Origin of the sequence: Sporosarcina luteola (assembly GCF_007991495.1) — a bacterium.
Lineage (GTDB): Bacteria > Bacillota > Bacilli > Bacillales_A > Planococcaceae > Sporosarcina > Sporosarcina luteola.
Window position 1 is genome coordinate 19,437 of the sequence record NZ_BJYL01000046.1, and the last position, 24,493, is coordinate 43,929.

The window sequence follows — 24,493 nt, forward strand, 5'->3', positions numbered from 1 at the left end:
ACAGGCGCTTTGCATATACTATCTTATCACTCAGGGGAGGTTTTTGATTGTTTCATTATGTATATATGACACCCTCAATGGTGCCGATGAATCAATATGCACAGCTGGATCCAAACGTAAATGCCCAGCAAATCACTGTGCAGCAGGTCTTACAGAAAATCCAGAGAGAGCATAATGAACTATACCGTGAACTTGACCAATATGGCATGAATCGGATTATCACCGATTATGTCTTCACGTTAGTTATTGGCTTCACGATTCAATCTTCATCGATGAATCAAACTGCTCAACAAATCTATCGCCAGTTCCAGCGACAGTACCCGTGGATGAATGTATTCTTCCGGCAATTTAACATTCCGCAAAACGTGATGGACCGAGTCTTACTGCAAGTAATTCAGATTACATTGGATGAAATCCGCGGTGGCGCTCAACCTGACCAAGGTTGGAGTGCATGGGAGGATCTGGGTGGCGTGTTGACGTCTGCCCCGACGGTGTCTTCTTGGCAGCCAAATCGTTTGGATGTGTTTGTGAGAGGGACAGACCAAGCCCTTTACCATAAATGGTGGGATGGACGCCAATGGAGCGATTGGGAAAACCTCGGAGGCGTTCTGACTTCTGCTCCAGCTGCTGTATCTTGGGGACCGAACCGCATTGATGTGTTCGTCAGAGGCACGGACAATGCGCTTTACCATAAATGGTGGGATGGGCGTCAATGGAATGACTGGGAAAACCTTGGAGGAGGGCTTTCAAGTGATCCTGCCGTTTCCTCACGCCGTCCAAATCAGCTGGATGTGTTTGTGAGGGGAACGGACAATGCGCTTTATAAGAAAACATGGAACGGCACTCGTTGGGAGGAGTGGGAGAACCTCGGCGGCAATTTAACTGCTGAACCGGCTGCCGTTTCATGGGGATCGAACCGGATTGATGTGTTTTCACGTGGGCAAAATCAGGATTTAATCCACAAATGGTGGGACGGCTCGACTTGGAGTAATTGGGAAAGCCTTGGCGGCACGCTCGTCGGCGGACCAACCGTTTCCTCCAAACAAGCAAACCGATTACAAGTTTTCGTCAGAGGAACGGACAATGGCTTATACATGAGAGAATGGAACGGTTCGCGCTGGTCTGACTGGCAAAACCTCGGTGGGACACTAACTTCAAGACCTGCCGCTGTTTCATGGGGACCAAATCGCACCGATGTATTTGCAAGCGGACAGAATCAGAATTTAATTCATACGTATCAAAATAGGTGACGGAATTAAGCTTCAAAGAAGATATTGAGTCAAAGGTCCCGAAATGACAATATATCTTGGGAAATGATTGATAAGTTTTCTAGCAGCGTAAAAAACCGCTTCAGCCTTGTTTGACTGAAGCGGTTTTTGTCTGGATTCAATGGGGAGCAGGATGCCCTATTACAGGTAAAATGGCTCGCCATCCCATGAATATCAAAATCAACAAAAGTATAATGTAAATATAAATCCCACCTGTAACTGCATTCGCAATCAAATGAGCGACGACGAAAATCCCTGCCGCTAAACTGATTATAACCATTTTAGCAGAACCTTCCGATTGCGCGAACTCAAATGAGGATGTGAACGGGAAGGATCCTGCATTGATCCATTTATATGTGAGCAACGTTTGCAGAACCGCGCCTAGTAAGACCGCGAACAGGTCAGGCAAAATCCGCCAAGAAAAAATTGCGATGAAGGCAATCGACAGCAACAGGAAAACCGGCATATATAGTTTCACTAAAAATGCTTTCAACGTCCCGCTATACGCGGCGGCAGGCTGCTGGATCGGTGATGCCTTGAATAGCCAACTCCCTTTATGATTATCCGAAAACTGGAACATATAGACAATGGTCGGAATCATCATGTTTCCGAAATAGATGAGCAAAAACATGCTCCCGGTCGAGATATCGGCCAACGTCCTCATTTGCAGTTCTGTGAAAATGAAAATAAAAGGGAAGATGAAGGCAAATCCAAGGGACGGATACACTTTCAGTTTAAAGTTCCGCTCCTGTTTCATCATCAACGAGGCAAAACGGAAGAACATCCTCTCTTCCCTATTCCTGCAGCAAACTTTCCCCCAGAAATCCATTAACCATCCAGATCTCTTCCTGCTTTTCGACTCGCTCATCAATTTATCCATATTGCGCTCAAACGAAGGCATCAACTGAATGTAGATAAAGATGGAGATTATCGGTACAAGCAAGGCAAGCACCGATAAAAGAATCATCACATTTGAAAAATCTTGATTCAACAACAATTCGAATGCAGCTCCGAACCACATCGGCGGTAAAAACACATGCCACCAGCTAAAAGCATACGTCAATTCCAAGTCAGCAAAATTGAAAGCTCGGATGACGATTTGATAACCGATGATCACACCAACAGACAATATAATTTGCACATAATTGATAATATCCTTCAGTCTTTCGCCATCGAAAAACCGCAAGACCGCAAAATACATAAGTGATGTGAAAACAACGATGAAAAGCATTGTGAGCACTAATGCGGCGAAAAAGACGAATGTGAATAGAACTCCATTGCTGAACAGCCCTACGACAAGCGGAATGGCAATGAAGGCCCCTGTGATGAAAAACATATAGATCAATATATGAATTATTTTCGCAGTATTAATCGTCCTGCTGCTAACAGGCTTTGTCTGCAATACCGTCTTATCCCTCACATCCAGCAGCACGGAAGAAAAATCAGAAACCATCGTTGTCGTCAAAATGAACATCGTAATGCCAAAGGCGATGCTCATCTGGAAAATGTAAGGACCCTCTCCGAAGAGCATGAATGGAATAATCATTAAGCCATATAATCCGTAAATCCATAAAGATTTCAGGAACTGATTTCCTTCCTTCTTCTTCTGCGCATTGAAAATGGTCGGCGTCCGTCTGCCATCCATTGTCAATTTCATGCGCAAAATTGTTTCCATTGCCTGGTAATCAATCCCTGCTCTTGTGAACAGCCTTTTGAACTTTGAAAGGAATGCAAGCGTCCGGAACTCATTCATCGGCAATTCCGCCTTCTACAATTGAGATGAACCGCTCCGCCCTGCTTGCATGATCCGTGAAACCGGTCAGTTGGTTAAAGATATCCGACAGCGACCCTTCTTCATTTCTCTCCTGCAATTCTTCGAAGCTGCCATCCGCTATGACTGCCCCATTCACAAGCAGCACGATGCGATTGCTGATTTTCTCAACGATATCCATAATATGTGAGGAATAAAAAATCGTCTTCCCCTGCGCCGCCAATTGCGCCAACATCTCACGGATGACCATCATACTGTTCGCATCAAGACCGCTCAACGGTTCATCAAAAAAAAGAAGATCCGGATTATGCAAGAGGCTCGAAATGATGAGTACTTTTTGTTTCATCCCTTTCGAAAACGAAGAAATTCTGGAATGCATGACATGGCCAAGCTCGAATTCCTCCATAAGCTTCTGTGCCTTCTCCTCCGCAAACTTACGGTCAAGTCCATACAACTCACCCGTAAACGACAAGTATTCCATCGCTGTCAAATTATCGTACAACTCCGCCTGTTCCGGCACATAGCCAATCCGCTTTTTATAGGAAGGATCCCCCGAAGCAATGTCTTGCCCGAAAATTTCCACCTGCCCTTTATAATCTTGTATCAAACCAAGCATAATCTTAACCGTCGTACTTTTTCCAGCGCCGTTCGGACCGATATAGCCGATAATCTGCCCTCGCTCCACTTCGAGATTCACGCCATTCAATACAGTTTTCGTACCATATTTCATTGTGACGTTGCGTAATGACAGCACTTTCGCTCCAATATCCATACCAACACCCCCATTTCTATGAGTTTACCATTTTTTAACCAAGAAAATATGCTTCATTGCCAGATTCTTGACAAAAGGGCACTAAGGCTGAGGAAATTCTCACCAATTTCTCATTTAATTCACAGGGTCCTCTAAAAAACCGGGGGTAAGATAGAGTTATACCAAAAACAAGGGAGAGAAAAAACATGAGAAAACTTTTAGCAACTACATTGAGCGCGGCACTATTAACGACAGGCGGGTTCGGAGCAGCGAACGTTCTCCACTCGGATAAAGCAGAGGCGGCTTCATCGAAATACGAAGCTTCCTACTCGAACCACGGGCAACAACACAATTTGAACATTACTGCTGATTCACTTACAAAACTTCCTGAATACGCAACAGTCGCTTCGAAAATCAACGTAGACGGATTGACTGCAAAAGTGGTGGAGGATAACAATAACAAACGCATCATCGTATTCAGCGATTCCCGTGGACAAGGCAAATACAAATCCATTTTTGTGAAAATGAAGAACAACTTGAAAATCATTGATTTCCGCGGGGGCGAAATTTTCTATGGTACAGTGAAATCAATTGATTCTTCCACAGAAGCAACAAAGCCTGAAACCAAACCGTCTGCCAACCAAAACAGCAAACTCGCTGAATACACTAAACTTTCTTCCGTTGTGGATATTAGTAAGTTGAGCCTGCAAGTCGTTGAAGACAATGCAAATAAACGCATCATCACATTGCAAGATCAAAACGGGCACGTAAAGTACAAATCGATCTTTGTAAAACGCACAAACATGTTGAAAGTCATTAACACTAAAGGCGGCCAAGTTTTCTACAGTTCTATTAAATAATAAAAACAGCAGCATCGGTTTACCGCCGACACTGCTGTTTTTATTCCTTCTAAACGGGTAATGAGAGGATATGAGATTCTTACAATGGAGGTGGCCATCGCATGGCGAAAGATAACAAAAGAGACCAAGACGAATATTTCGAAGATCGCGCGGGAACAGACGATGCAAGATTCCATGTCGTTCCGCATGATGAAGAAGGATGGGCCGTGAAGAAGGAAGGCAACGACGAACCAGCATACACTTCAAATTCTCATAACGAAGCGATTGAAGAGGCAAAACAGATGGCAGAAGAGGCGGGAACAATGGTTTACATCCACGGCGATGATGGGAAAATCAAAGAACAACTGGATTACGGTGGTAAGTAAGAAACGCAGCTGTCCGGAAAGTCAGTACAAACTGATTTTCTGAACAGCTTTTTTCTTTAATTGCCCCCAATCGGGGAAATCGGGCTGACACGGGCATTTAAACGGCTCTTAATGTTCCGGGCGTGGGAAATTTAGGCGTCCACGGGCATTTAAACGGCTCTTAATGTCCCGGGAGCGGGAAATTTAGGCGTCCACGGGCATTTAAACGGCTCTTAATGTACCGGGCGCGAGGAAATTTGGCTTCCGCGGGCAATTAAACGGCTCTTAATGTACCGGGAGAGGGAAAATTTAGCTCGCACGGGCATTTAAACGGCTCTTAATGTACCGGGCGTGGGAAATTTAGGCGTCCACGGGCATTTAAACGGCGCTTAATGTCCCGAGCGTGGGGAAATTTGGCTTCCAAAGTCAATTAAACAGCGCTATGATTTGAAGCATGATTGAGAAGTACCGGGAGCTTGTGGCTTCCGGTACTTTTTTATTCAGCGACAAACGCAAACACTGATAACGGTTGCACGCCCGTCTTTTCATTCGCTGCCTTTAACAATTCTAATTCTGAATGCAACAGTGACTTTAATTTATCCGGAACTCTTTCCAGATGATTGATTTCCCCTTCATATTCATTCAATGTCATTTCAACTTCCCATTGCCCATCCTGTAAATTCGGTGATTGGATAATTTGCTCGCGTGCAATTGTCCAACCTGCTTCCTTTGCAATCCGCAGAATATCGCCAGGTGCAAACAAAGTCCGCACATTCGCAACACTGCTTTCCTTGAAGCATTCATAATGTGACTGAATAAGAACCGCTAATAGATGTGGGTATTGCTCAATCTTATGAATTCGCGTATCCCATTCTGCAAAACACAATTGCTTCCCCCACTTCCGTACCTTGCGCAAAATGGAGGTAAGCTCCTCCGCTGACTTTAAATAAAATGCACAATGTGAAAAGACAATATAATCGAAAGACATCGGAGGAAAATCCATTTTTTCCGAAAGAACATCCACTTCAAAATCAATTTTCATTCTGCTTCCCATCGCGGAATTCAATAAACAGTCGCGCGCTTCCCCAAGTGTGATGGGCCCCCCATAGCCAGCGGGTGCAATATCGATTCCATGGACAAAACCGTCTTCCCCGACGACATATGCCAATGCAGCAGTTGTATCCCCTTGACCGCATCCAATTTCAAGCACACGGCTGCCTTTTCGTATATTCCAGAATTCAACAAGCTTGAGTCGATGCTCTGTTTGAATGCGTTGAATTGTATTTTCTCCATCCCAGGTCGCCATGCAGCCAACTATATAATCCATTGCGTCTTGATTCATAATCCATCTCCTTGCCCTTTTGGACTATCATACCATTTTAAAGAATTTGAAGGTTCTCCTTTTTGCGTTCAAAAAAACGGCTGCGTATTTTCTACGCTGCCGCTTCTTATTGATTACAACTCCTGGTAATCCTTCATGAACCTTCCGCTTTCCTTCACTTCAGCATGGTACAATGCCTTCAAGGCAAAACTTTTCTCCAGTTCATGCTCTTTCATAATTTGCTTAAGTCGCTTCGTCAATTCTGCGTTATTTTTCACAAGCAGTTCCATTTTCGACTTTGAATATTGCATGATTATGTCCTCCTCGCTTTTATTTCATCAGTGTAGCACATTCAACCGTCCGATTACGTCCCGTCCGTTTCGCCTCATATAAACATTGGTCGGCCAACTCCAACAACTCTGCCGGATGCGTTCCGTCCTGAGGGCATGTAGCAATACCGATGGAAATGGTCACCACTTCCCCGCAAGGACTGACTGTGCTTTCCAACTTTTTACGCAATCGTTCTGCGATTTGAAATGCGGCTTTCTGATCGGTCTCCGGCAACAGGATCACGAACTCTTCTCCACCGAACCTGCAGCAAACGTCATCTTTCCTAGTCACATAATGCATGGACTCTGCCAAGTACTTCAATACTTCATCCCCCACAGAATGTCCATACGTATCATTTATACGTTTGAACTTATCGATATCAAATATGAGCACTGCATAAGGGGTTTCCTGCTCTGTCCACTCTTTCAAATAGGCATCCATCGCCCGACGGTTCTTCAGTTTCGTCAGTGGATCGATTGTAGATTGGTGAATGAAGAAGTTCACCCTGTCCTGAAAGAAATTCAAGCTATAATTCAATGCCTTCTTCAATTGAATCGCTTCGTAATACCAGGCACGCACTTTATTAATTTTCTCTTCCTGATTATTTTCCGTGCTGGATTCCGCATAAGATGCCAATTTTGTTAGTGGATTTGCAATTTGATGTGCAATGTATAAAATGACTAGCAAGGAAATGATGATAAAAGGGACCGTCATCTTAGCCATTTCTTTTATCATCGTGATAGACGGAGCCAACGATTCTTTCTTTGATCGTTGCGTCACTACCCCCCAATTTGTTAGGGGAATCGGTGAATAGCCGGCCAGCATTTCGATGCCCTCGGTATTCACGACCTCCATGGCACCACTTTTGCCTAATTGGATTTGTTTCACAACTGGGTTTTCCAAAACGATATCATTTACACGATCATGATTTTGGTGGTAAATGATTCTTCCGCTTTGGTCGACAACGTAAACATACGAACCATTCTCATAAAAGTGTTCACCCAATACTTCCTGAAGGATATTGTCCTCTTTCAAATAAATCGTTCCGCCGATTAATCCAAGGTATCTGCCATTCTCGTCTACAATCGGAGAGGAGATGAAAATGATGAGACGATTTGTTAATCCGACATACGGTTGAGAAATATAGGGCTCACGCTTCTTCAGTGCCTGCTTGCCACCTATCGAGTCTAACTCTTTCCCCATCAGGTCCAATGTTTGCGGGGAGGTGGCCAGAATTTGACCCTCTTTATCGACGATTGAAACCGAATTGAATGTATTCGTCTGTTCTCTCATCCGGTCTGCTTCAGGAATCAAATAATCATCTACGTATTCTGAACTCATATATGAAGAAAGATATTTTCCACTTATTTTTAAAGACTGCAACGTAGATGACAGGAAACCATCTGTTGTAATCGCCATTTTTTCCGCATATGCCTGATTCGTTTCCAATGTACTTTCAATCAATGATTGCTGCTCCGCACGATACCCCGAAATAATGCTAGCCGTCATTGTTAAAATTACCGATAACAGTGCAACCAATGCTATTAAATATTTTAACGATAACCTCATGAACTAATATGTCCCCCAATGTTGTATTCGCCAGTCCATCATATCACCTAAATACCTATTGAACATCCATCTCCCTTGTGAAATAAAAAAATTTTAAAACGACAAACCCCATCGTTAAGGATATTGTATAGACTTTTACGTTTTTTGGAACATGAAAGCGGTTGACGGATCCGATAAAATGATGTAAATTACAAAAGTACGAACGATTAGTAAATAAAAACAAATAATATTCGTATTTAGGAGTGTATTTAAATGGATACAGTATTTGATTATGAAGATATTCAGTTAGTTCCTAACAAATGTATAGTAAATAGCCGCTCAGAATGTGACACTTCCGTCACATTAGGTAAACATAAATTCGCTTTACCCGTCGTCCCTGCGAACATGCAGACGATTATTGATGAAAAAATTGCAATTCAGTTAGCTGAAGGTGGATATTTCTATATCATGCACCGGTTTAATCCTGAAACGCGTGTAGATTTCATAAAAGATATGCATGCACGCGGACTGATCGCTTCCATTAGTGTCGGTGTTAAAGAAGAAGAGTATGGATTCGTTGAGCAATTGGCTGCTGATGGACTCATTCCTGATTATGTGACAATCGATATCGCGCATGGTCATTCAAATGCAGTCATCCGTATGATCCAGCATTTGAAAAAGCATTTGCCTGAGACATTTGTCATCGCGGGCAATGTCGGTACGCCAGAAGCTGTACGTGAGCTTGAAAATGCAGGTGCTGACGCTACTAAAGTCGGCATCGGGCCAGGGAAAGTTTGCATTACGAAGATCAAGACAGGTTTTGGAACAGGTGGATGGCAGTTAGCTGCACTTCGTTGGTGCGCAAAAGCTGCTACAAAGCCGATCATCGCAGACGGCGGAATCCGTACACACGGCGATATTGCAAAATCGGTCCGTTTCGGCGCGTCCATGGTGATGATTGGATCCCTTTTCGCCGGACACGAAGAATCACCGGGCGAAACGATTGAGAAGGACGGCAAAGTGTTCAAGGAGTATTTCGGATCTGCGTCGGAATTCCAAAAAGGCGAGAAGAAAAACGTTGAAGGTAAGAAAATGCATGTGGAATACAAAGGGAAATTGCAAGATACATTGACTGAAATGCAGCAGGATCTCCAATCTTCCATCTCATATGCGGGTGGAAAGAAATTGGAAGCTATTCGTACGGTGGATTATGTAATCGTGAAAAATTCCATCTTTAATGGCGATAAGGTTTATTGAAATCGCAAAGGGTTGGCGACTGCCAGCCCTTTTTTTGTATGAATAAATGAGTTTTGCGCCTTTCGGATTTACAGACTGTCTACAAGTAGATAAATGCCTGTGAATAAAAGGATCACGTACATGAATAGGCGAAATCCGGTTTGATTAACCTTGAGGAATAGATATTGGCCCGCGTATAATCCGAGCCACACGAGCGGTAATGCCAACAGACTCGATGTCCATACTGTCTTGCTCGTTCCAGCAAAGATCACTTGAATGAGCAAGCTGATGGAATAAATGAATAAATAATAAGCTAACGTCGTCCCCCTGAGCTTTTCCTTAGTTGTATCCGTGCCTGAGAAATAGAGCAACAAAGGCGGTCCGGGCATACCGATGCTCGTCGTCAAAGAACCCGATAGGCTACCGATGGCAACATCTCTTTTCGCCGTTTGCCTGACGCGAAGCCGGAGGAGCAAGAGTGCGGTCAAAACAAGGATGACGACCCCTATACCAAACTTCAACTTCGGAATGTCGACTAACAGGAATACAATAATCCCGATAGGCAATCCGATAATGCCACCTCCAATGAACCGCTTCATAACATCCATGTCAATATCAGTCCTCACCTTGCGGAACATCGCAAGTGAAATAACTAATGAGAGAAGCAAATTGATCTGAATGGCGTCACGCGCATCGAATAATAAAAGAAGAAAAGGCGTTGCGACGATTGAGAAGCCAAAGCCAGTCCCGGTTTGAAGGATAGAAGCAATTAAGATAATTGCGATGAAAAGTATAATGTCCAATTGAATCCCTACTTTATATGTATAGATTCTTTCTAGTGTACCATTTTTTTGATTTAAAAAAGGAAATATACGCAAGCTTCTATAGAACTTAAACTGTCATATCCAATCGCAACACAAGCAAACCAGGTCGTATCACAATCAATATCATTTGCAAAACAACCAATCCCCCGGCAACACAACCAAATCGCCGTAACACAATCAAACGGGCTTGCACACAAGTAAATCGACTTGCTACACAAGCATCCGTTCCCCCAACGAAACCAACTCCTTTCGCAACACAACCAACTCCCAATACACACCGAACTCCAGATCCTATGGATAACCCGACAAACAAAAGGGTATATCTGTCATACAGCCACTACAGGAAACTGGAGGAGTTTTTTTGAAAATGAAAATTCGCCATACAAAACGTTTTAAAGAGATCATTCATGCTTTTTTACGAAATGGTCTTAGCCGTTTTCTATTACGGTTAGGTCTAATAAGCCGCAATGCATCTAAGCATGAACCGACTGATATGAACATGCAGGAGATTGGCGCGAAACTTCGACAGGCATTACAGGAGCTGGGACCTACTTTCATTAAGCTAGGCCAAATTGCAAGTTCAAGGCGTGATCTTGTTCCTCCGATGATTGCGTTCGAGTTGGAAAAGTTGCTTGATCATGTTACGCCCGTTCCTTTTGAACAAATTCGGGAGATTGCCGAGACAGAGTTGGAGGGACCGCTTGAGAAGATCTTCAGCGAATTTACAGAAGAACCATTAGCTACCGCTTCTATCGGACAAGTACACGCTGCGACTTTGCATTCGGGTGAACAGGTGGCCGTCAAGGTGCAACGTCCCGATATCCGACCGACGATGGAAATGGACCTTGCCATTTTGAGCGATTTGGCCAGTTTCTTGGAGGAACGGACAGATTGGGCGAAAACCTATCGTCTTCGTGAAATGATCGTTGAATTTTCGAGATCCTTGCATAATGAACTCGATTACCGTGTGGAAGGACGCAATTGTGAGCGCATCGCGAAGCAATTTGAAAAACAACCGACCGTTGTCATCCCAAGAGTCCATTGGAATTTTACAACAGGTAAAGTGCTGACAATGGACAAGATAGAAGGGATTAAAGCGAATGACTTGGAAAAACTTGACGAAGGCGGGTATGATCGCAAGATAATTGCCAGGAAGATTTTCGATTCAATGCTCCACCAAATTTTAGATGAAGGGGTTTTCCATGGCGATCCGCATCCAGGAAACATTCTAATTTTGCCTGAAAACGTCGTGGCTTATTTAGATTTTGGAATGGTAGGACGGCTTGACAATAAACTAAAAGAGCAGTTCGCCCCCTTTATCATCCATATGCGTAATCGGAACACGGAAGGCATGGTCGAACTTTTTTTAGAAATGGGCTTCATATCTGAAGAAACGGATTTACGGGCACTTAGAAGAGACATGGATGATCTGCAAAACAAGTATTATGATGTCTCCTTGGATGAAGTAAGCTTAGGCACGATTTTTATTGAACTGTTTCAAGTTGCCTATCGCCATCAAATTTTAATACCTACCGAAATCGCAGTTTTAGGAAAATCCATTCTTACATTGGAAGGCGTTATTTCGAAACTGGACCCATCCTTAAATATGATGATGGCTGTTGAACCTTTCGGAAAGAAGTTAATGTGGAAACGCTACAACCCAAAGAAGATCATTGAAAACTCATGGGTTGAAATTGTCGGAAGTGTAGGTTTCCTTTCCCGTTTACCAAGGGAATTAAAGGCAATCACAACGACCATTCGTAAAGGAAAACTCCATTTGGATGTGAACGCCCAACAACTGAAAATGTACCTCGGTAAGCTAGACCAGACAAGCAACCGCCTGTCATTCAGCATCATCTTGCTGTCCCTTAGCATTCTCTTGGCGGGCCTGTTCATCGGTTCCGCCATTGCAGGACGGACGAGCATCCTCTGGCAATTCCCAGTCATTGAAGCCGGATTCATTCTCTTCCTCCTTATGTTCCTCTTCCTGATCTACTTCATCGGCCGATCCGGAAGAAAGTAAACGGTGCCTGCCACCCGCACAATTCAGAATTGCGCGGGTGGCAGGCACCTTAGCATTTCCCTCTTTATTAGTTTCATTATTTCAGAATAGGGAAAGTGAAGCTTATTAGTTAATTAGGGGGAGCAATTATGGAGAGTTCAGAACCGTATAGTAGTAGAAGAAAGTTGAAGAAAACTTTAAAACCGTCTTGGGTATTTGCAATTGCGCTCGGGTCTTCGGTCGGCTGGGGAGCATTCATCCTGCCGGGCGATTGGATCAAAGATTCGGGTCCACTTGGAGCAATGATCGGCCTTTTCATCGGCGCATTGCTCATGATGGTCATCGCCTCAAGTTACGGCGTCATGATTAAAAAATTCCCTGTATCTGGCGGGGGATTCACATATGCATTCATCGCAGCAGGAAAGGTATGGGCTTTTATTTGCGGTTGGTTCCTTGCGCTCGGTTACCTGTCAATCGTCGCATTGAATGCCTCGGCATTTACACTATTGCTTAAATTTCTCGCACCTGATTTCATGAATCGGTTTTATCTTTATACAGTCGCCGGGTGGGACGTGTACGCGCCTGAAGTCATCATCGCTTCATTGCTGATCTTGCTATTCGCGTTTATTAACACGACTGGAACAAGCCTATCCGGGCGAATCCAATTTTACTTCAGTCTTTTACTAATTGGCGGCGTTGGCGTGCTCGGACTGTTCACGTTCGGATTCGCGGATCAGCCTTTTCAGAACTTAAAACCTTATTTCAGCGGCAATCAATCGATTCTCACTTCCATTCTTGTTATTGTGGCAATCGCGCCATGGGCTTACGTAGGATTCGATAACGTTCCGCAAGCAGCGGAGGAATTCAAGTTTTCACCAAGAAAAGCAACGATGCTCATCGTGGCGTCCTTATTCACTTCGGCACTAATTTACGCCATCATGATCGGCTTGACTGCCTGGACATTTCCAAGCCTCTCGTCCATCGAGCAAGGCAACCTGTGGCTTACGGGCGATGTCGTCGTGTCTTCGCTCGGCATAGCTGGATTGATCGTCATGGCGATTGCCATCATCATGGGGATTTTCACTGGGCTTAACGGGTTTTACATGTCGTCGAGCCGACTGCTATTTTCAATGGCACGTGCACGCGCGTTGCCGAACGCATTCCGTACAGTTACGAAGAAAAACCAAACGCCAATCTGGGGCATCTGGTTCGTCGCGGTCATCACATTGCCGATGCCTTGGTTCGGCAGACAAGCGCTGTCATGGATTGTCGACATGTCGTCGACCGGCGTTTCCGTCGCCTACCTCTTCACTTGTATCGCCGCCTATAAAGTGTTGGCGTGGAAGCAAGAGGATGCCGGAAGAGAAGTTGCACCCGTGAAGAAAGCATTGGCATTGACGGGCATCATCGCAAGCTCTGCGTTCCTTGCCCTTCTTCTCATCCCGACTTCCCCAGCTGCATTATCCATGCCTTCCTACATCATGCTGCTCGCTTGGGCAATCGTAGGCGGCGGTTTTTACGCAGCGATGCGCAAGCGTTACAACAGCTTATCGCAAGAGGAAACGGAGTTGTATGTACTCGGAAAGACAATCGCTTCTGAAGTAATGGATACCGAAAATGCTCCTGCACAGAAGAAAAAGAAACCCGCAATCATCTAAGGTGCCCGCCACCAAAACAATTCACAATTGTTTTGGTGGCAGGCACCTGATTCTTAAGGGAGTTTATCTTTTCTGCTCTTCTTTCACCAATCCAAATACATAATGATCGACAAATTGGTCGTATAGCCACTCTGCCTGTTGCAAACGACCTTCCTGCTTGAAGCCGAGCCGTTGCGGAATGGCCGCGCTTTTTACATTTTCAGTTGCTGTACGGATCTCAATCCGGTTCAGCTCTAATTCATTGAAACAATAATCAACAACTGCCTGGCAAGACTTCGTCATCAAGCCTTTGCCCTCAAATCCAGTTCCGAGCCAATAGCCAATGGATGTCGATTTGTTTGACCAATTAATACCGTGCAAACCGATCACCCCGGCAAGCTCTCCGTTGTACCAAATGCCAGCCTGGAAGCCGTCGTTGCGAGCGAACTGCTGCATTGTTCCCCCGATGAAGTTCCTTGAATCTTCCTCTGTCTTTGTAAAATCTATCCACGGCAGCCATTTTCGAAGACTGTTCCTAGATTGATCCGTCAATCGAAAAAGCCGGTCAGCATGTCTTGTTTCTAATAACCGCAATTCAATACTTTCATCAATTTTATATGCAAACATTCTACCAATCCCTTTTTACTATTATTTAGCTTTTAATTCTAATATAGTTTTCTAGTGAAATGTGAATTTTTTCATAGGCACCGTTCTTTCACATACAAACATTCTTCACTCGCTCCCTGTCACCCTTCAATTAGCTCTACAAATCTTGATGATGCGGGTGATAGCGGTACGCTTTTTAATGAACAGACGCCGATGCTCCTGTATGGAATTTGTTCTGTCAACTGAACCTCATGGAGTGCACCACTTTCCAAGTAGTCTTTCGTAAATTCCCTAGTGACACAGGCAATCCCCATATTCATTCTTGCAAACTCAACGACAAGATCATGCGAGCCCAATTCGAATTCAGGGGAGATTTTCACGCCTTTGGATAGAAAATGATCCTCGACATACTTCCGTGAATTCGAACTCGGCTCAAGGAAAATGAGCGGGAGCTTGGCAAGTTCCCGAAATCCAATAGGCCTTGCAAGCAACTTCCTGTATTTATCGCCATAGACGAACGTATCATGAATATCCATACAAGGGGTTACATTTAACGAAGGGTCATCGACAGGCAAATTGCATACGACGATATCAACCCCGCCAGACTTTAACAATGAAATAAGCGAATCCGTCGTTCCATTTTCGATTTTTAATTTGAGATTCGGGTATCGATTACGGAAGGCTTCCAATTGGGGAAGTAAAAAATACTTGGAAATCGTATCTCCCACGCCGATTCGCAGCTCGCCGATTGTCAGGTTTTTGAACTCAGCAATCTTTTCTTCTCCAATTTCGATTAAATTGATGGCGGAATTAGCATACTCCAACAGAAGGCTTCCTTCGTTTGTTAGTGTAACGCCTTTGGGGGTACGATTGAAAAGACGTGTATCCAGCTCCTTCTCCAATTGCATGATCGATTGGCTGATAGCAGGTTGTGTCATGAATAGCTCTTTCGCAGCACCGGAAAAGCTCTGATTTTTACCAACGACACAAAATATACGATATAAATCAAGTTTGATAACCATATAAACACCCCTTATATCCATTATTAGATATATTAATTTTACTTATACCACTAAACAGTAGTATAGTACAAGTAGATCGTCAGTATAGTTTTCGATAAGGAGCGATTACATTGGAAAGAGTAGTTGGAACGGTTGTCAGAGGTCTTCGATGCCCAATTATCAATAAAGGGGACAATATCGAGGAAATCGTTGTAGATAGCGTATTGAAGGCAGCAGAAGTCGAAGGATTAACGATTAATGACAGAGATATCGTCACCGTCACGGAATCTATCGTAGCTCGGGCGCAAGGTAATTACGCGACCATTGATCATATTGCGAAAGATGTAGCATCTAAATTCGGCGACGACACAATCGGCGTTATCTTCCCGATTCTAAGCCGAAACCGTTTTGCCATCTGCTTACGCGGCATCGCGAAAGGTGCAGCGAAGAAGATTGTATTGATGCTTAGCTACCCTTCCGATGAAGTCGGCAATCACCTTGTCGATATCGATACACTCGACGAAAAGGGTGTTAACCCTTGGACGGATGTTTTGAATGAAGAAGAATTCCGCAGCCATTTCGGCTACAATAAACATACATTTACAGGCGTCGATTATATCGATTATTATAAGTCAATTATTGAAGAGTACGGCGTTGAATGCGAGGTCATTTTCTCGAATAACGCGAAGACGATCCTTGATTACACGAAAAACGTACTCACTTGCGATATCCACACACGTATGCGTACGAAACGCATCTTGACAGCAAACGGTGTTGAAAAGGTTTATAGCCTTGACGATATCCTTGCAGAATCAGTTGACGGCAGCGGCTATAACGAAGCATATGGATTGCTCGGCTCCAACAAAGCGACAGAAGACAGCGTGAAACTTTTCCCTCGCAACTGCCAGCCGGTCGTCGACTCCATCCAAGCGATGCTGAAAGAGAAAACCGGCAAAACGGTTGAAGTCATGGTATATGGCGACGGCGCGTTCAAAGATCCGGTCGGGAAAATCTGGGAACTTGCGGACCCAGTCGTTTCTCCTGCGTACACAGCAGGCCTTAACGGCACACCGAATGAAATTAAATTAAAATACCTTGCAGACAACAATTTCGCTGACCTGCGCGGTGATGAATTGAAAAAGGCGATCAACGAGTTCATCGAGAACAAAGAGGAAGATCTCGTCGGCTCGATGGCATCCCAAGGGACAACTCCTCGTAAACTGACTGACCTCATCGGCTCTTTATCCGATTTGACATCAGGCAGCGGCGATAAAGGGACTCCAATTATTTTCATTCAAGGATATTTTGATAACTATACGAAGTAAGAAAGACAAGCCCTCGGTCATTGACTGAGGGCTTTTTCATTTGGAGCGCCGCTACGAAAGGATGGTTTTCCGGATATCGGTCGTTATCACAATGTTATCGGTCATTGTCACATTGTTATCGTCATTTCAGGACGTTAGGATCATACTTTCCCCTGCAACATCCACGCTTTTCCTGTTTCCAACCGTGCTATTCATTTGTTTCTCCACTGGAAAAATAATGAATTCCAGTAAATCCAACAGCCTGCCGGCTTTAGGTTTGATTACTAGTAATTAGTAATTAATTCCTTAATCAAAATACCTAACTTACAGAAAACCATAATTTTTCTAAATGCAAATTGCTATAATCATACTTGGTTTCATTTGGAATAAATAGGGCTACGGGTAAGGTATTGGAAACTATAAAAGGTATCGGGGGAATTATCACGATGAAGCGATTAGTGGGAATGCTTGCAGTGCTTTGCTTGATGCTTAGCACGACGGCAAGTGCAGATAGTTATTATAACTGGATTGAAGGCGGCGTATCGGTTGACCTAGGAACGATAGCGGACGTTGAGCTCGATCCCGACTTTATCTTTCTTGACGGAGAAGATACGCAGCAAATGTCAGTCGAATACGGCGAACCCGTCTCGGGATTAGAAGTGGGGAGTATATTCCCGATGGATGACAGTGAATCTTGGGCAGTATTCTTTGAGTATGAAGAAACGGGCCACATAAAAGACGCTGAAAAAGAGAAGATTGACACCAAGGCTCTGTTGAAAAGCTATAAGGATGGCGCCAAAGAAGTGAATAAAGAGCGTGAACCGGGTGACCGTTATTATGTCACTGGGTGGGATGTCGAGCCCTTTTACGATGAAAAAACCCACAACCTCACTTGGTCACTATTGCTTGAAGATGAAAATAAAGAAACATTTTTGAATTACAATACACGTATCCTTACTAGGGAAGGGACGATTTCAATCATCCTTGTAACAGACCCACAAAATCGGGAAGCCAACAAGCAGTTGCTCGATGAAAAAATACTTGCCCAATTGAATGTAAAAGACGGAAAAAAATACACTGACTTTGATGAGTCTACAGATAAAGTTGCTGGATACGGATTATCCGCGATTATTCTAGGCGGAGCCGGTTTAGCCGTCGCCAAAAAGGCTGGCTTAATCGCAGTCCTCCTTGCATTTGGTAAAAAGTTTGGCGTTTTGATCATAGCTGGTGTTGCTGCTCTTTGGGGCTTTCTTCGGAAAAAGAAGAAAAAGACTGAGCCCGTTGAACCTGCAGGAGAGTAAGTGAATAGAAATTAATAATCCTGTCGGCCTTTATACTTGGTCGGCAGTTTTTTATTGCAGTTTCAGGTATATCGATCATTTCCCGGAAGATATCGATCATTTCCCAAGATATATGGTCATTTCGGGACTTACCTTCTACACTCCTCTTTGTCTTTTTTTCTTCTTCCTTCCTTTTAATTAATCCCCAACTAAAACCTTGAAACGTTTTCCCCTCCTCGCTCCCCTAATCTATAGAAGGTGGTGATTTCATGCTAAAGAAGGAACGGCTTGTGAAGCAAGCGATCAAAGGTGATCAGCATGCATTGCAACTGTTATTGAAGGAAGAGAAAGATAGGCTATATAAGATGGCATTTATTTATATGAAAAATGAGCATGACGCGCTGGAAGTATTTCAGCAAACTGTTTTGGAAATCATCGAGTCTGTCCATCAGTTACGGAACCCTGCGTATTTCAGTACGTGGGCAACACGGATTTGTATCAACGTCTCCCTAAAGGAGATTCGGAAAAGCAAAAAGGTCATCGCAATGGATAGCTTGCCGATACATGATGTTGTGGAAGAGAACAATGGCTTGATGGAAGAAAAGTTGGACTTGGCAACCGTCCTTTATGAGCTGGATGACAAATACAGATCGGCCCTTGTTTTGCGTTTTTATCATGATTACACGGTCAGCCAGATTGCGGATATATTGGATTGCCCCGAAGGTACAGTCAAAACGAACTTACATAGGGGTCTTGCCCTGTTGAAAACGAAAATGAAGGGAGTTTATAAGGATGAAAGACGAAACGAAAGTTATTGAAGAGACGATGGAAGCAATTCCTGTGCCGAGTGAGAAGCTGGATTCGATCATTGAGGGTTCATTCAAAGGGGACGCTCCACCTCGTAAAGGAGATCGCAGGCGTCGAATCGGCTATGTAGCAGCCGCTGTTTTGGCAATCAGCATTTTAGGCGGGACGATGGCATTGAACCACGTCATGGCGAATATGATCAGCCAATTGCCGATCATCGGTAATGTATTCGACTTTTTTGGATCGACTAGCCAACCAGCCTACAAAAAATTCGGGCAGCTTGCGACCGATGTCGGCCGGACCGCGGAGGATAAAGGCGTTTTAATCAATATCGACCAAGGGGTGTTCGATGGGACGACCATCACTTTGGCAGTGACGATTCAAACAAGGAAAAATTACGGCTCGGCTCTAATGTTTGATGGCTGGCCATCTGTTGAGGGCGTGCCCGCCGGAAATGCCGGCGCTTCTTTTGAGAAAGTAGATGGACTCGGCTATGCGGGTATTATGACGATCACTCCCCATTTTGAAGGGATTCCCGATGAAGTGGACATCTCCTGGGAGCCAGAAAAGCTGATTGGCGATAAAAAAGAAGTGACTGGCAACTGGCAGCTCAACTTCTCCTTGCCACGAATCGAAGCTGAAGTTCAAACGTTGAATAAACGAGTTGAAAAAGAAGGAGTTGCGGTTGAAATTAAAGAAGTGAGAAAGACACCACTCACCTTCAATATTTTCTATCAGCAATTGGTTGATCCGGCAATCCTCGATGAGTGGACTGCAGTCGAGGCTGAATTAAAAGCGACAGATGACTTAGGCAATGAATACGAAGTTCCTTATAATGGCGGTTTCGCGGATGGCAGTGCACAGACTGCCGAGGATCTGCAATGGAGCGCAACAATCCATAACCTAGATCCAATGGCAACGAAACTCATTTTTCATCCTTTTGCGACGGTGAGCACGCTTGAAGGCGCAAAAGTGATTTACTTTGAGGATGTTGAAGTGGAATTGTAAATGCTCTGTTTTCTGTCAGCCTTTTATAGAGGCTGGCAGTTTTTTATTTGCATTAAACACGGCTAATCCTATCGGAAACGTTGCTCACCGATGAATTGGTGGTGGGTATCGGTCCTTTCCCAAGACATATGGTCATTCCGGGATTTATAGACTATCCTACACACCCCTGTAAGCTCAAAACCGCTATCATTAGAATAGTCGTAGTTTTCCGTGTTAGAATACTAGCAATGAATGCTAATTTTCAAAGGAGGCATCCTATGTTCGCTCAAAAACTGAAGTTGTCGTTGGGTGCATTTGCCGCAGCGGGTATTCTGCTCGTATCTCAAGCGAGCGCGGCCAGCGCCAGTAAGTTTACAGATGTGCCATCGACGAAACCTTATGCCAATGCGGTTTATGAGCTTGCGGAACGGAATATCATCGGCGGTTATGAAGATGGAACATTCAAGCCAGCTGCATCCATCACACGTGGACAGGCAGCAGCAATCATCGCGAAACTGCGTAACTTTGACACGAGGAATGTCAAGGATCCCAAGTTTAAGGACGTGAGACAATCACAGTGGAACTATGGCGCTATTGCCGCGCTCGCCAATGCAGGTGTCATTAATGGGTACGGAGATGGACGGTTTGGACCGAATGATTCGATTACACGAGCGCAAATGGCTTCCATTCTCGTGAAGACTTTCGGGCTCCCGCCATATTCCTACAGCAGCAGCGAGAATCCATTCACTGATACACAAAGTTTGGCGAGCCATCAGACGACGATTAATATCTTATACAAAATGGGCATCACATCCGGCACATCCCTGACAACTTTCAGCCCGAATGCCCCGATCTCCAGGGCACAGGCTGCTGTGCTGATCGTCAAGACGGAGAAAGTGAAAGAGTCGACGATTACATTAAAAGCGGCGGACTACGGATGGGATTCTTTCTATACGTATTCACGCTATGATCAAGTAGACGATGTCATTCATTCAATCCCGAGTGATCGTTCTATATGGAAAGAAATTCAAATTATTCCGATGCGCGAAGGGACCGCCGCTCTTTCATTAATTGGAAGAACGAAAGATCCTGTTACGGGAGAAGAGTCTCATGAGGAATACCAGAAATTTTACGTTCATGTGAAGCAAGAAGACGGGGAATGGAAAGTGAAGCTTGAGCAATCGGAAGACATTACTTCAACCGAGGTCAGCCTGAACACAGGGCCCGATAAAGTGAATAAGGTTTCGCTCGCAACGATGGAAGGTACAATGCTACAGGAGGAAGTGAAACTCAAGCCATGTAACTACGCGGTCACCCAAGCTGTGTCCACCTGTTTCTCCATTGATGATCCTGGAGAATACGTTGCGATCGTACATTATGAAAACGGAAAGACCGTCCGTTACGGTGTTTCTGCTGCGGTTCATGAATCCTCTTTCAATTTATTCATCCGAACGGCAAAAGAACAACCCGAAGTAACAATCGACCCCGGCGGAACGCCAAATGAGCTCGGCAAACACGTCCTTCCTGAAGGCAGCGGAAAGATTGCCAGCGTGACACGAGATAAGGAATCCAACAAGTTTACGATTAAAGGCATTTCGGAAGGCATAGTGCACATAAAATTCCCCGACAGCAAAGGCGCTATTGAGGAATTGTCTATAGATGTCCGTAAAATCGGCTCCATTATTGACGTGAGGGCAACATTTTCAGACAGGTACCATTAATGTAAACCCCTTAACCACGCAAAGCGGTTAAGGGGTTTTGAATGTTCATCAAATTCTTTTGCGAATTCCGCCGTTCCCTTTTCGTTATATAGGGTGTAAAAGCTTTTACAAAGGAATAAAGGAGAAAACTATGAAGGCAAATGAATCCAACTTTATTAAACGTCTCCAATCCGGAAAGGAAGATGCTCTGGACTATATCGTCGATCGCTATTTGCCGTTGCTGAAAAGTGTTGTGCGGCAAGTTCTTGGACCGCTTCAACGGGAGGAATTGATAGACGAATGCATGAATGATGTTTTTCTTGCGCTTTGGCAAAATGCAAAGAAGTTCCGTGGAAATGATGAAAATGCCTTTAAAAACTGGATTTGCGCGGTCGCCAAATATAAAGCGATCGACTATTACAGAAAAGAGGCAAGGAACTTTGAGGTGACATCAGAGTACTTGGAGATCCCGATCCAGACAGCTGCTGAGGACGAGGCGGAAGATACGGTGAATGAACTGCTTCATCAACTGGAACCAATCGACCGGCAGATTTTCATGATGAGATATTTGCTTGGATTTTCAGCGGAAGAAACCGCGGAACGGCTCAATTTAAGCAAATCCGCCGTCGACAATCGGGTGTACAGAGGAAAAAAGATTCTTCGGCATAATGGGAGGTTATTGTATGAAGAAGGACGTGTATGACCACTTAAATGATATTGAAATGGACGTCAGCCAGTTTGAAGCAGAGGAAGTAAGCGAGACGGAAAAGGCGAAAATGAAGAGGGATCTGAAAAGGAAAATCAGAAGGCCAAAGCCCGTTAGGTGGCGGAAAATAGCCGCCGCAGCATCGATTTCGATTGGGTTGTCATCGGCTGCATTGTTTGGACTATCGTTCACTTCGTTCGCGCAGGAAATCCCGATTATTGGGCAAGTGTTTAAATGGTTTAACGATGACGGGTTCTTTGAGAACTATAGTGAACAAGCAAAAGAGCTTGCGATGACGCAGGAGGATAACGGAATTAGCATGACAGTAAACGAAGCTATATTTGATGGGAAAACGCTATACGTCACGTACGAGCTGACGTCTGAAAAGAATCTTGGCGAGTCCCCTTGGCTGGATGGTATGCCTGACTTACTTGATAACACTGATATATGGACCCTTTCAACTAGACATGACATTAAGAAAATTGACAGTACTCATTATGCCGGCATTACAACAGCCCAAATTTATCCTGTTGATCGATTAGATGAAGGCAGTTTTGAGTTCACAATCAATGAGGTCGTGCCAGATGAGTCAATGGACGGTCAACCAGTACCTGTGAATTTGACTTTCCATTTCGACTTGCACGCTACGGAAAATAAAGAACAACTCGTCAATAATAAAGTCGAACAAAATGATGTTACTGTTACCGTCAAAAAAGTGATGTATACGCCAATGTCGTTCATGATCTATTATGATGAAAACCTAACAACAGAGTTGATGGAACTATGGGATTTTATTACGGTAGATATTGTCGTAAAAGATGATATAGGAAATGAATACGCGAATCGACATAACGGCGGAAGCAGCAATTCGTCTACTCTCCTTAATCATACCAATACATTTGAAAGACTTGATCCGAAAGCGACAAAACTGATTATCACGCCGGTCGTACAGCTTTTAGAAAGAGACGGCACAACCGAATACGGTGCAATTTACCGCAATCAGGATAGCACCGCTCCAATGGAAGAGTTTGAAATGGATGAAATCGTGATTGAGATAGAAAAATAGAGGGATTCGTCCACTCTATTTTTCCTTTCTTAATTCCTCCAATACCTTCTGCGCTTGATAGCCGACTTCAAAGTCATATAGATCTGCTGCTTCTCCACCGTTTACCGCTTTGACGAGTTCATCGATCAATCGACTTGGCGTGACTTCTTCTACTGAAATCGATTCAAGTGTTTCGCCCGTTTTTCCTCCTCGTAACTCACCCCAGTTTTCCAACTTCAGGACGCCTTCTGATCCATATGCGGAAAATCCAATATGCTCTATTCCAGCTTGTCCACTTATCCCTTCAATCAATACAGGTGTGCCGTCCGCAAGTTCTGCAGTGGCAATGATACCCGTCTCACATAGCATAGGGTCTTTCGGGAATTCCAAACGTGCTTGGATATTATGAAGCTCGCCGAATAATTTCAGTGTCTGCTGGATGAAATGGACACCGACTTCGAGGACAAAGCCACCCTGCTCACGCCCTGCAACCCAGTCATTTTTCTGCCAGGCACGCGGCCATTCCGGGAAGTGCATGGAAAGTTGAAGACGCCGCAGCTGACCTATGTAGTTTTCGTTAATCAACTCCGCAAACTTCGTTGCCACCTGGCCATAGTTCAGCGGAAAGTTCATGGCATGCACGATACCTGTCTCTTTCACCGCATCCGCCATCTCTTTCGCTTCCTCCAGCGAATTCGCCAACGGCTTTTCACAAAGGATATGTTTTTTCGCCTGAATTGCATCCATCACGATGGTGTGGTGGAATTTCGGCGGCACTGCCACATAGACAAGATCTACCTCTTCGTTCAAAAGTAATTGCTTATAGTCGGTATAGGCTTTCACATCGCCTAATTTGTCAGCTGTTTCGTGGGCAAGTGTATCCATTTGATCGCACACAGCTGTTATTGTGACCCCGTCATGTTGTTTGAATTGGTTAATCAACCTTTGTCCAATGGCTCCGAGGCCGATGATGCCGATATGTATCATAGTGATTCCCCCTTGACGTTGTATGTAAATTAATACGAGTCCTCGATTGCAATGTTTTAATGGACCTTCATGCGGAAAGAATGGACCTTGGCGCAGGAAGAATGGGCCTTTGTTTGAAAGAATGGACCCTTCATGCAACTTAACGAGAACTCTTCGTACTTCAATGAGAACTCCCTGC

Annotated in this window: 22 protein-coding genes; 13 read left to right on the forward strand and 9 right to left on the reverse strand. The window is 44.3% G+C overall.

What is annotated here, in order from left to right:
- Positions 1 to 47 precede the first annotated feature (47 nt).
- On the forward strand, positions 48 to 1,250 hold the full coding sequence (locus tag SLU01_RS15270) for a PLL family lectin (protein ID WP_246111012.1): 1,203 nt from the start codon (positions 48 to 50) through the stop codon (positions 1,248 to 1,250).
- 136 nt (positions 1,251 to 1,386) lie between these two features.
- Here the strand turns inward: SLU01_RS15270 and SLU01_RS15275 are convergent, their stop codons facing one another.
- Both SLU01_RS15275 and SLU01_RS15280 read right to left on the reverse strand, forming a co-directional pair.
- On the reverse strand, positions 1,387 to 3,021 hold the full coding sequence (locus tag SLU01_RS15275; protein WP_147059892.1) for a hypothetical protein: 1,635 nt from the start codon (positions 3,019 to 3,021) through the stop codon (positions 1,387 to 1,389).
- Positions 3,014 to 3,811 (reverse strand): ABC transporter ATP-binding protein, encoded by a 798-nt coding sequence (locus SLU01_RS15280; protein ID WP_147059894.1) that lies wholly within the window; start codon positions 3,809 to 3,811, stop codon positions 3,014 to 3,016. The genes SLU01_RS15275 and SLU01_RS15280 overlap by 8 nt, the downstream gene beginning before the upstream one ends.
- A gap of 185 nt (positions 3,812 to 3,996) precedes the next feature.
- Between SLU01_RS15280 and SLU01_RS15285 the strand changes: the two genes are divergently transcribed.
- Together SLU01_RS15285 and SLU01_RS15290 are read left to right on the forward strand one after the other, a co-directional pair.
- Positions 3,997 to 4,650, forward strand: a complete 654-nt coding sequence (locus tag SLU01_RS15285) for a hypothetical protein (RefSeq protein WP_147059896.1) — start codon at positions 3,997 to 3,999, stop codon at positions 4,648 to 4,650.
- Positions 4,651 to 4,751: 101 nt separating this feature from the next.
- Positions 4,752 to 5,015 carry a DUF2188 domain-containing protein gene (locus SLU01_RS15290; protein ID WP_147059898.1) on the forward strand — a complete coding sequence of 88 codons (264 nt, stop codon included), beginning with the start codon at positions 4,752 to 4,754 and terminating at the stop codon, positions 5,013 to 5,015.
- A 475-nt stretch (positions 5,016 to 5,490) separates the two neighbouring features.
- On the opposite strand, the gene SLU01_RS15295 is transcribed toward SLU01_RS15290, so the two are convergent.
- From SLU01_RS15295 to SLU01_RS15300, 3 genes are all read right to left on the reverse strand, one after another.
- The gene (locus SLU01_RS15295) at positions 5,491 to 6,336 is read right to left on the reverse strand and encodes a class I SAM-dependent methyltransferase (RefSeq protein WP_147059899.1); all 846 of its coding nucleotides are present in this window, start codon (positions 6,334 to 6,336) and stop codon (positions 5,491 to 5,493) included.
- Positions 6,337 to 6,449: 113 nt separating this feature from the next.
- Positions 6,450 to 6,626: a hypothetical protein gene (locus SLU01_RS18050; RefSeq protein ID WP_170232727.1), complete on the reverse strand. Its 177-nt coding sequence runs from the start codon at positions 6,624 to 6,626 to the stop codon at positions 6,450 to 6,452.
- A gap of 19 nt (positions 6,627 to 6,645) precedes the next feature.
- Positions 6,646 to 8,214, reverse strand: coding sequence for a sensor domain-containing diguanylate cyclase (locus tag SLU01_RS15300; protein WP_147059901.1), 1,569 nt, complete (start codon positions 8,212 to 8,214; stop codon positions 6,646 to 6,648).
- 252 nt (positions 8,215 to 8,466) lie between these two features.
- Between SLU01_RS15300 and guaC the strand changes: the two genes are divergently transcribed.
- A complete protein-coding gene (gene guaC / locus SLU01_RS15305; RefSeq protein ID WP_147059903.1) occupies positions 8,467 to 9,450 on the forward strand; it encodes a GMP reductase in 984 nt (327 codons plus the stop codon).
- A 68-nt stretch (positions 9,451 to 9,518) separates the two neighbouring features.
- On the opposite strand, the gene SLU01_RS15310 is transcribed toward guaC, so the two are convergent.
- Positions 9,519 to 10,232, reverse strand: a complete 714-nt coding sequence (locus tag SLU01_RS15310; protein WP_147059905.1) for a sulfite exporter TauE/SafE family protein — start codon at positions 10,230 to 10,232, stop codon at positions 9,519 to 9,521.
- A gap of 388 nt (positions 10,233 to 10,620) precedes the next feature.
- Here SLU01_RS15310 and SLU01_RS15315 point away from each other — a divergent pair, with 388 nt between their 5' ends.
- A complete protein-coding gene (locus SLU01_RS15315; protein ID WP_147059932.1) occupies positions 10,621 to 12,276 on the forward strand; it encodes an ABC1 kinase family protein in 1,656 nt (551 codons plus the stop codon).
- A gap of 128 nt (positions 12,277 to 12,404) precedes the next feature.
- On the forward strand, positions 12,405 to 13,913 hold the full coding sequence (locus SLU01_RS15320; RefSeq protein ID WP_147059907.1) for an APC family permease: 1,509 nt from the start codon (positions 12,405 to 12,407) through the stop codon (positions 13,911 to 13,913).
- Positions 13,914 to 13,976: 63 nt separating this feature from the next.
- Here the strand turns inward: SLU01_RS15320 and SLU01_RS15325 are convergent, their stop codons facing one another.
- Positions 13,977 to 14,519 carry a GNAT family N-acetyltransferase gene (locus SLU01_RS15325; RefSeq protein WP_147059909.1) on the reverse strand — a complete coding sequence of 181 codons (543 nt, stop codon included), beginning with the start codon at positions 14,517 to 14,519 and terminating at the stop codon, positions 13,977 to 13,979.
- A gap of 119 nt (positions 14,520 to 14,638) precedes the next feature.
- Positions 14,639 to 15,520 carry a LysR family transcriptional regulator gene (locus SLU01_RS15330; protein WP_147059911.1) on the reverse strand — a complete coding sequence of 294 codons (882 nt, stop codon included), beginning with the start codon at positions 15,518 to 15,520 and terminating at the stop codon, positions 14,639 to 14,641.
- A gap of 110 nt (positions 15,521 to 15,630) precedes the next feature.
- Here SLU01_RS15330 and SLU01_RS15335 point away from each other — a divergent pair, with 110 nt between their 5' ends.
- From SLU01_RS15335 to SLU01_RS15365, 7 genes are all read left to right on the forward strand, one after another.
- On the forward strand, positions 15,631 to 16,824 hold the full coding sequence (locus SLU01_RS15335; RefSeq protein WP_147059913.1) for a coenzyme F420-0:L-glutamate ligase: 1,194 nt from the start codon (positions 15,631 to 15,633) through the stop codon (positions 16,822 to 16,824).
- A 425-nt stretch (positions 16,825 to 17,249) separates the two neighbouring features.
- The gene (locus SLU01_RS15340; protein WP_147059915.1) at positions 17,250 to 18,104 is read left to right on the forward strand and encodes a DUF2167 domain-containing protein; all 855 of its coding nucleotides are present in this window, start codon (positions 17,250 to 17,252) and stop codon (positions 18,102 to 18,104) included.
- Positions 18,105 to 18,352: 248 nt separating this feature from the next.
- The gene (locus tag SLU01_RS15345) at positions 18,353 to 18,901 is read left to right on the forward strand and encodes a sigma-70 family RNA polymerase sigma factor (protein WP_147059916.1); all 549 of its coding nucleotides are present in this window, start codon (positions 18,353 to 18,355) and stop codon (positions 18,899 to 18,901) included.
- A complete protein-coding gene (locus SLU01_RS15350; protein WP_147059918.1) occupies positions 18,876 to 19,898 on the forward strand; it encodes a DUF4179 domain-containing protein in 1,023 nt (340 codons plus the stop codon). Before SLU01_RS15345 ends, SLU01_RS15350 begins: the two co-directional genes overlap by 26 nt.
- A 257-nt stretch (positions 19,899 to 20,155) precedes the next feature.
- The gene (locus SLU01_RS15355) at positions 20,156 to 21,598 is read left to right on the forward strand and encodes an S-layer homology domain-containing protein (protein ID WP_170232728.1); all 1,443 of its coding nucleotides are present in this window, start codon (positions 20,156 to 20,158) and stop codon (positions 21,596 to 21,598) included.
- A 130-nt stretch (positions 21,599 to 21,728) separates the two neighbouring features.
- Entirely contained in the window at positions 21,729 to 22,280 is a 552-nt protein-coding gene (locus SLU01_RS15360; protein ID WP_147059921.1) for a sigma-70 family RNA polymerase sigma factor, read from the forward strand.
- A complete protein-coding gene (locus SLU01_RS15365) occupies positions 22,261 to 23,349 on the forward strand; it encodes a DUF4179 domain-containing protein (RefSeq protein WP_170232729.1) in 1,089 nt (362 codons plus the stop codon). The genes SLU01_RS15360 and SLU01_RS15365 overlap by 20 nt, the downstream gene beginning before the upstream one ends.
- 15 nt (positions 23,350 to 23,364) lie before the next feature.
- On the opposite strand, the gene SLU01_RS15370 is transcribed toward SLU01_RS15365, so the two are convergent.
- On the reverse strand, positions 23,365 to 24,493 hold a 1,129-nt coding region (locus SLU01_RS15370; protein ID WP_246111013.1), incomplete at its 5' end, for a Gfo/Idh/MocA family protein.

What these genes read in the sequence shown, in the direction of transcription:
- SLU01_RS18050 (WP_170232727.1), bottom strand. Translation starts at nt 6,626, where the DNA reads ATGCAATATTCAAAGTCGAAAATGGAACTGCTTGTGAAAAATAACGCA.
- SLU01_RS15295 (WP_147059899.1), bottom strand. Translation starts at nt 6,336, where the DNA reads ATGAATCAAGACGCAATGGATTATATAGTTGGCTGCATGGCGACCTGG.
- SLU01_RS15330 (WP_147059911.1), bottom strand. Translation starts at nt 15,520, where the DNA reads ATGGTTATCAAACTTGATTTATATCGTATATTTTGTGTCGTTGGTAAA.
- SLU01_RS15290 (WP_147059898.1), top strand. Translation starts at nt 4,752, where the DNA reads ATGGCGAAAGATAACAAAAGAGACCAAGACGAATATTTCGAAGATCGC.
- SLU01_RS15350 (WP_147059918.1), top strand. Translation starts at nt 18,876, where the DNA reads ATGAAAGACGAAACGAAAGTTATTGAAGAGACGATGGAAGCAATTCCT.
- SLU01_RS15275 (WP_147059892.1), bottom strand. Translation starts at nt 3,021, where the DNA reads ATGAATGAGTTCCGGACGCTTGCATTCCTTTCAAAGTTCAAAAGGCTG.
- SLU01_RS15285 (WP_147059896.1), top strand. Translation starts at nt 3,997, where the DNA reads ATGAGAAAACTTTTAGCAACTACATTGAGCGCGGCACTATTAACGACA.
- guaC (WP_147059903.1), top strand. Translation starts at nt 8,467, where the DNA reads ATGGATACAGTATTTGATTATGAAGATATTCAGTTAGTTCCTAACAAA.
- SLU01_RS15280 (WP_147059894.1), bottom strand. Translation starts at nt 3,811, where the DNA reads ATGGATATTGGAGCGAAAGTGCTGTCATTACGCAACGTCACAATGAAA.
- SLU01_RS15325 (WP_147059909.1), bottom strand. Translation starts at nt 14,519, where the DNA reads ATGTTTGCATATAAAATTGATGAAAGTATTGAATTGCGGTTATTAGAA.
- SLU01_RS15300 (WP_147059901.1), bottom strand. Translation starts at nt 8,214, where the DNA reads ATGAGGTTATCGTTAAAATATTTAATAGCATTGGTTGCACTGTTATCG.
- SLU01_RS15340 (WP_147059915.1), top strand. Translation starts at nt 17,250, where the DNA reads ATGAAGCGATTAGTGGGAATGCTTGCAGTGCTTTGCTTGATGCTTAGC.
- SLU01_RS15365 (WP_170232729.1), top strand. Translation starts at nt 22,261, where the DNA reads ATGAAGAAGGACGTGTATGACCACTTAAATGATATTGAAATGGACGTC.
- SLU01_RS15315 (WP_147059932.1), top strand. Translation starts at nt 10,621, where the DNA reads ATGAAAATTCGCCATACAAAACGTTTTAAAGAGATCATTCATGCTTTT.
- SLU01_RS15320 (WP_147059907.1), top strand. Translation starts at nt 12,405, where the DNA reads ATGGAGAGTTCAGAACCGTATAGTAGTAGAAGAAAGTTGAAGAAAACT.
- SLU01_RS15355 (WP_170232728.1), top strand. Translation starts at nt 20,156, where the DNA reads ATGTTCGCTCAAAAACTGAAGTTGTCGTTGGGTGCATTTGCCGCAGCG.
- SLU01_RS15345 (WP_147059916.1), top strand. Translation starts at nt 18,353, where the DNA reads ATGCTAAAGAAGGAACGGCTTGTGAAGCAAGCGATCAAAGGTGATCAG.
- SLU01_RS15360 (WP_147059921.1), top strand. Translation starts at nt 21,729, where the DNA reads ATGAAGGCAAATGAATCCAACTTTATTAAACGTCTCCAATCCGGAAAG.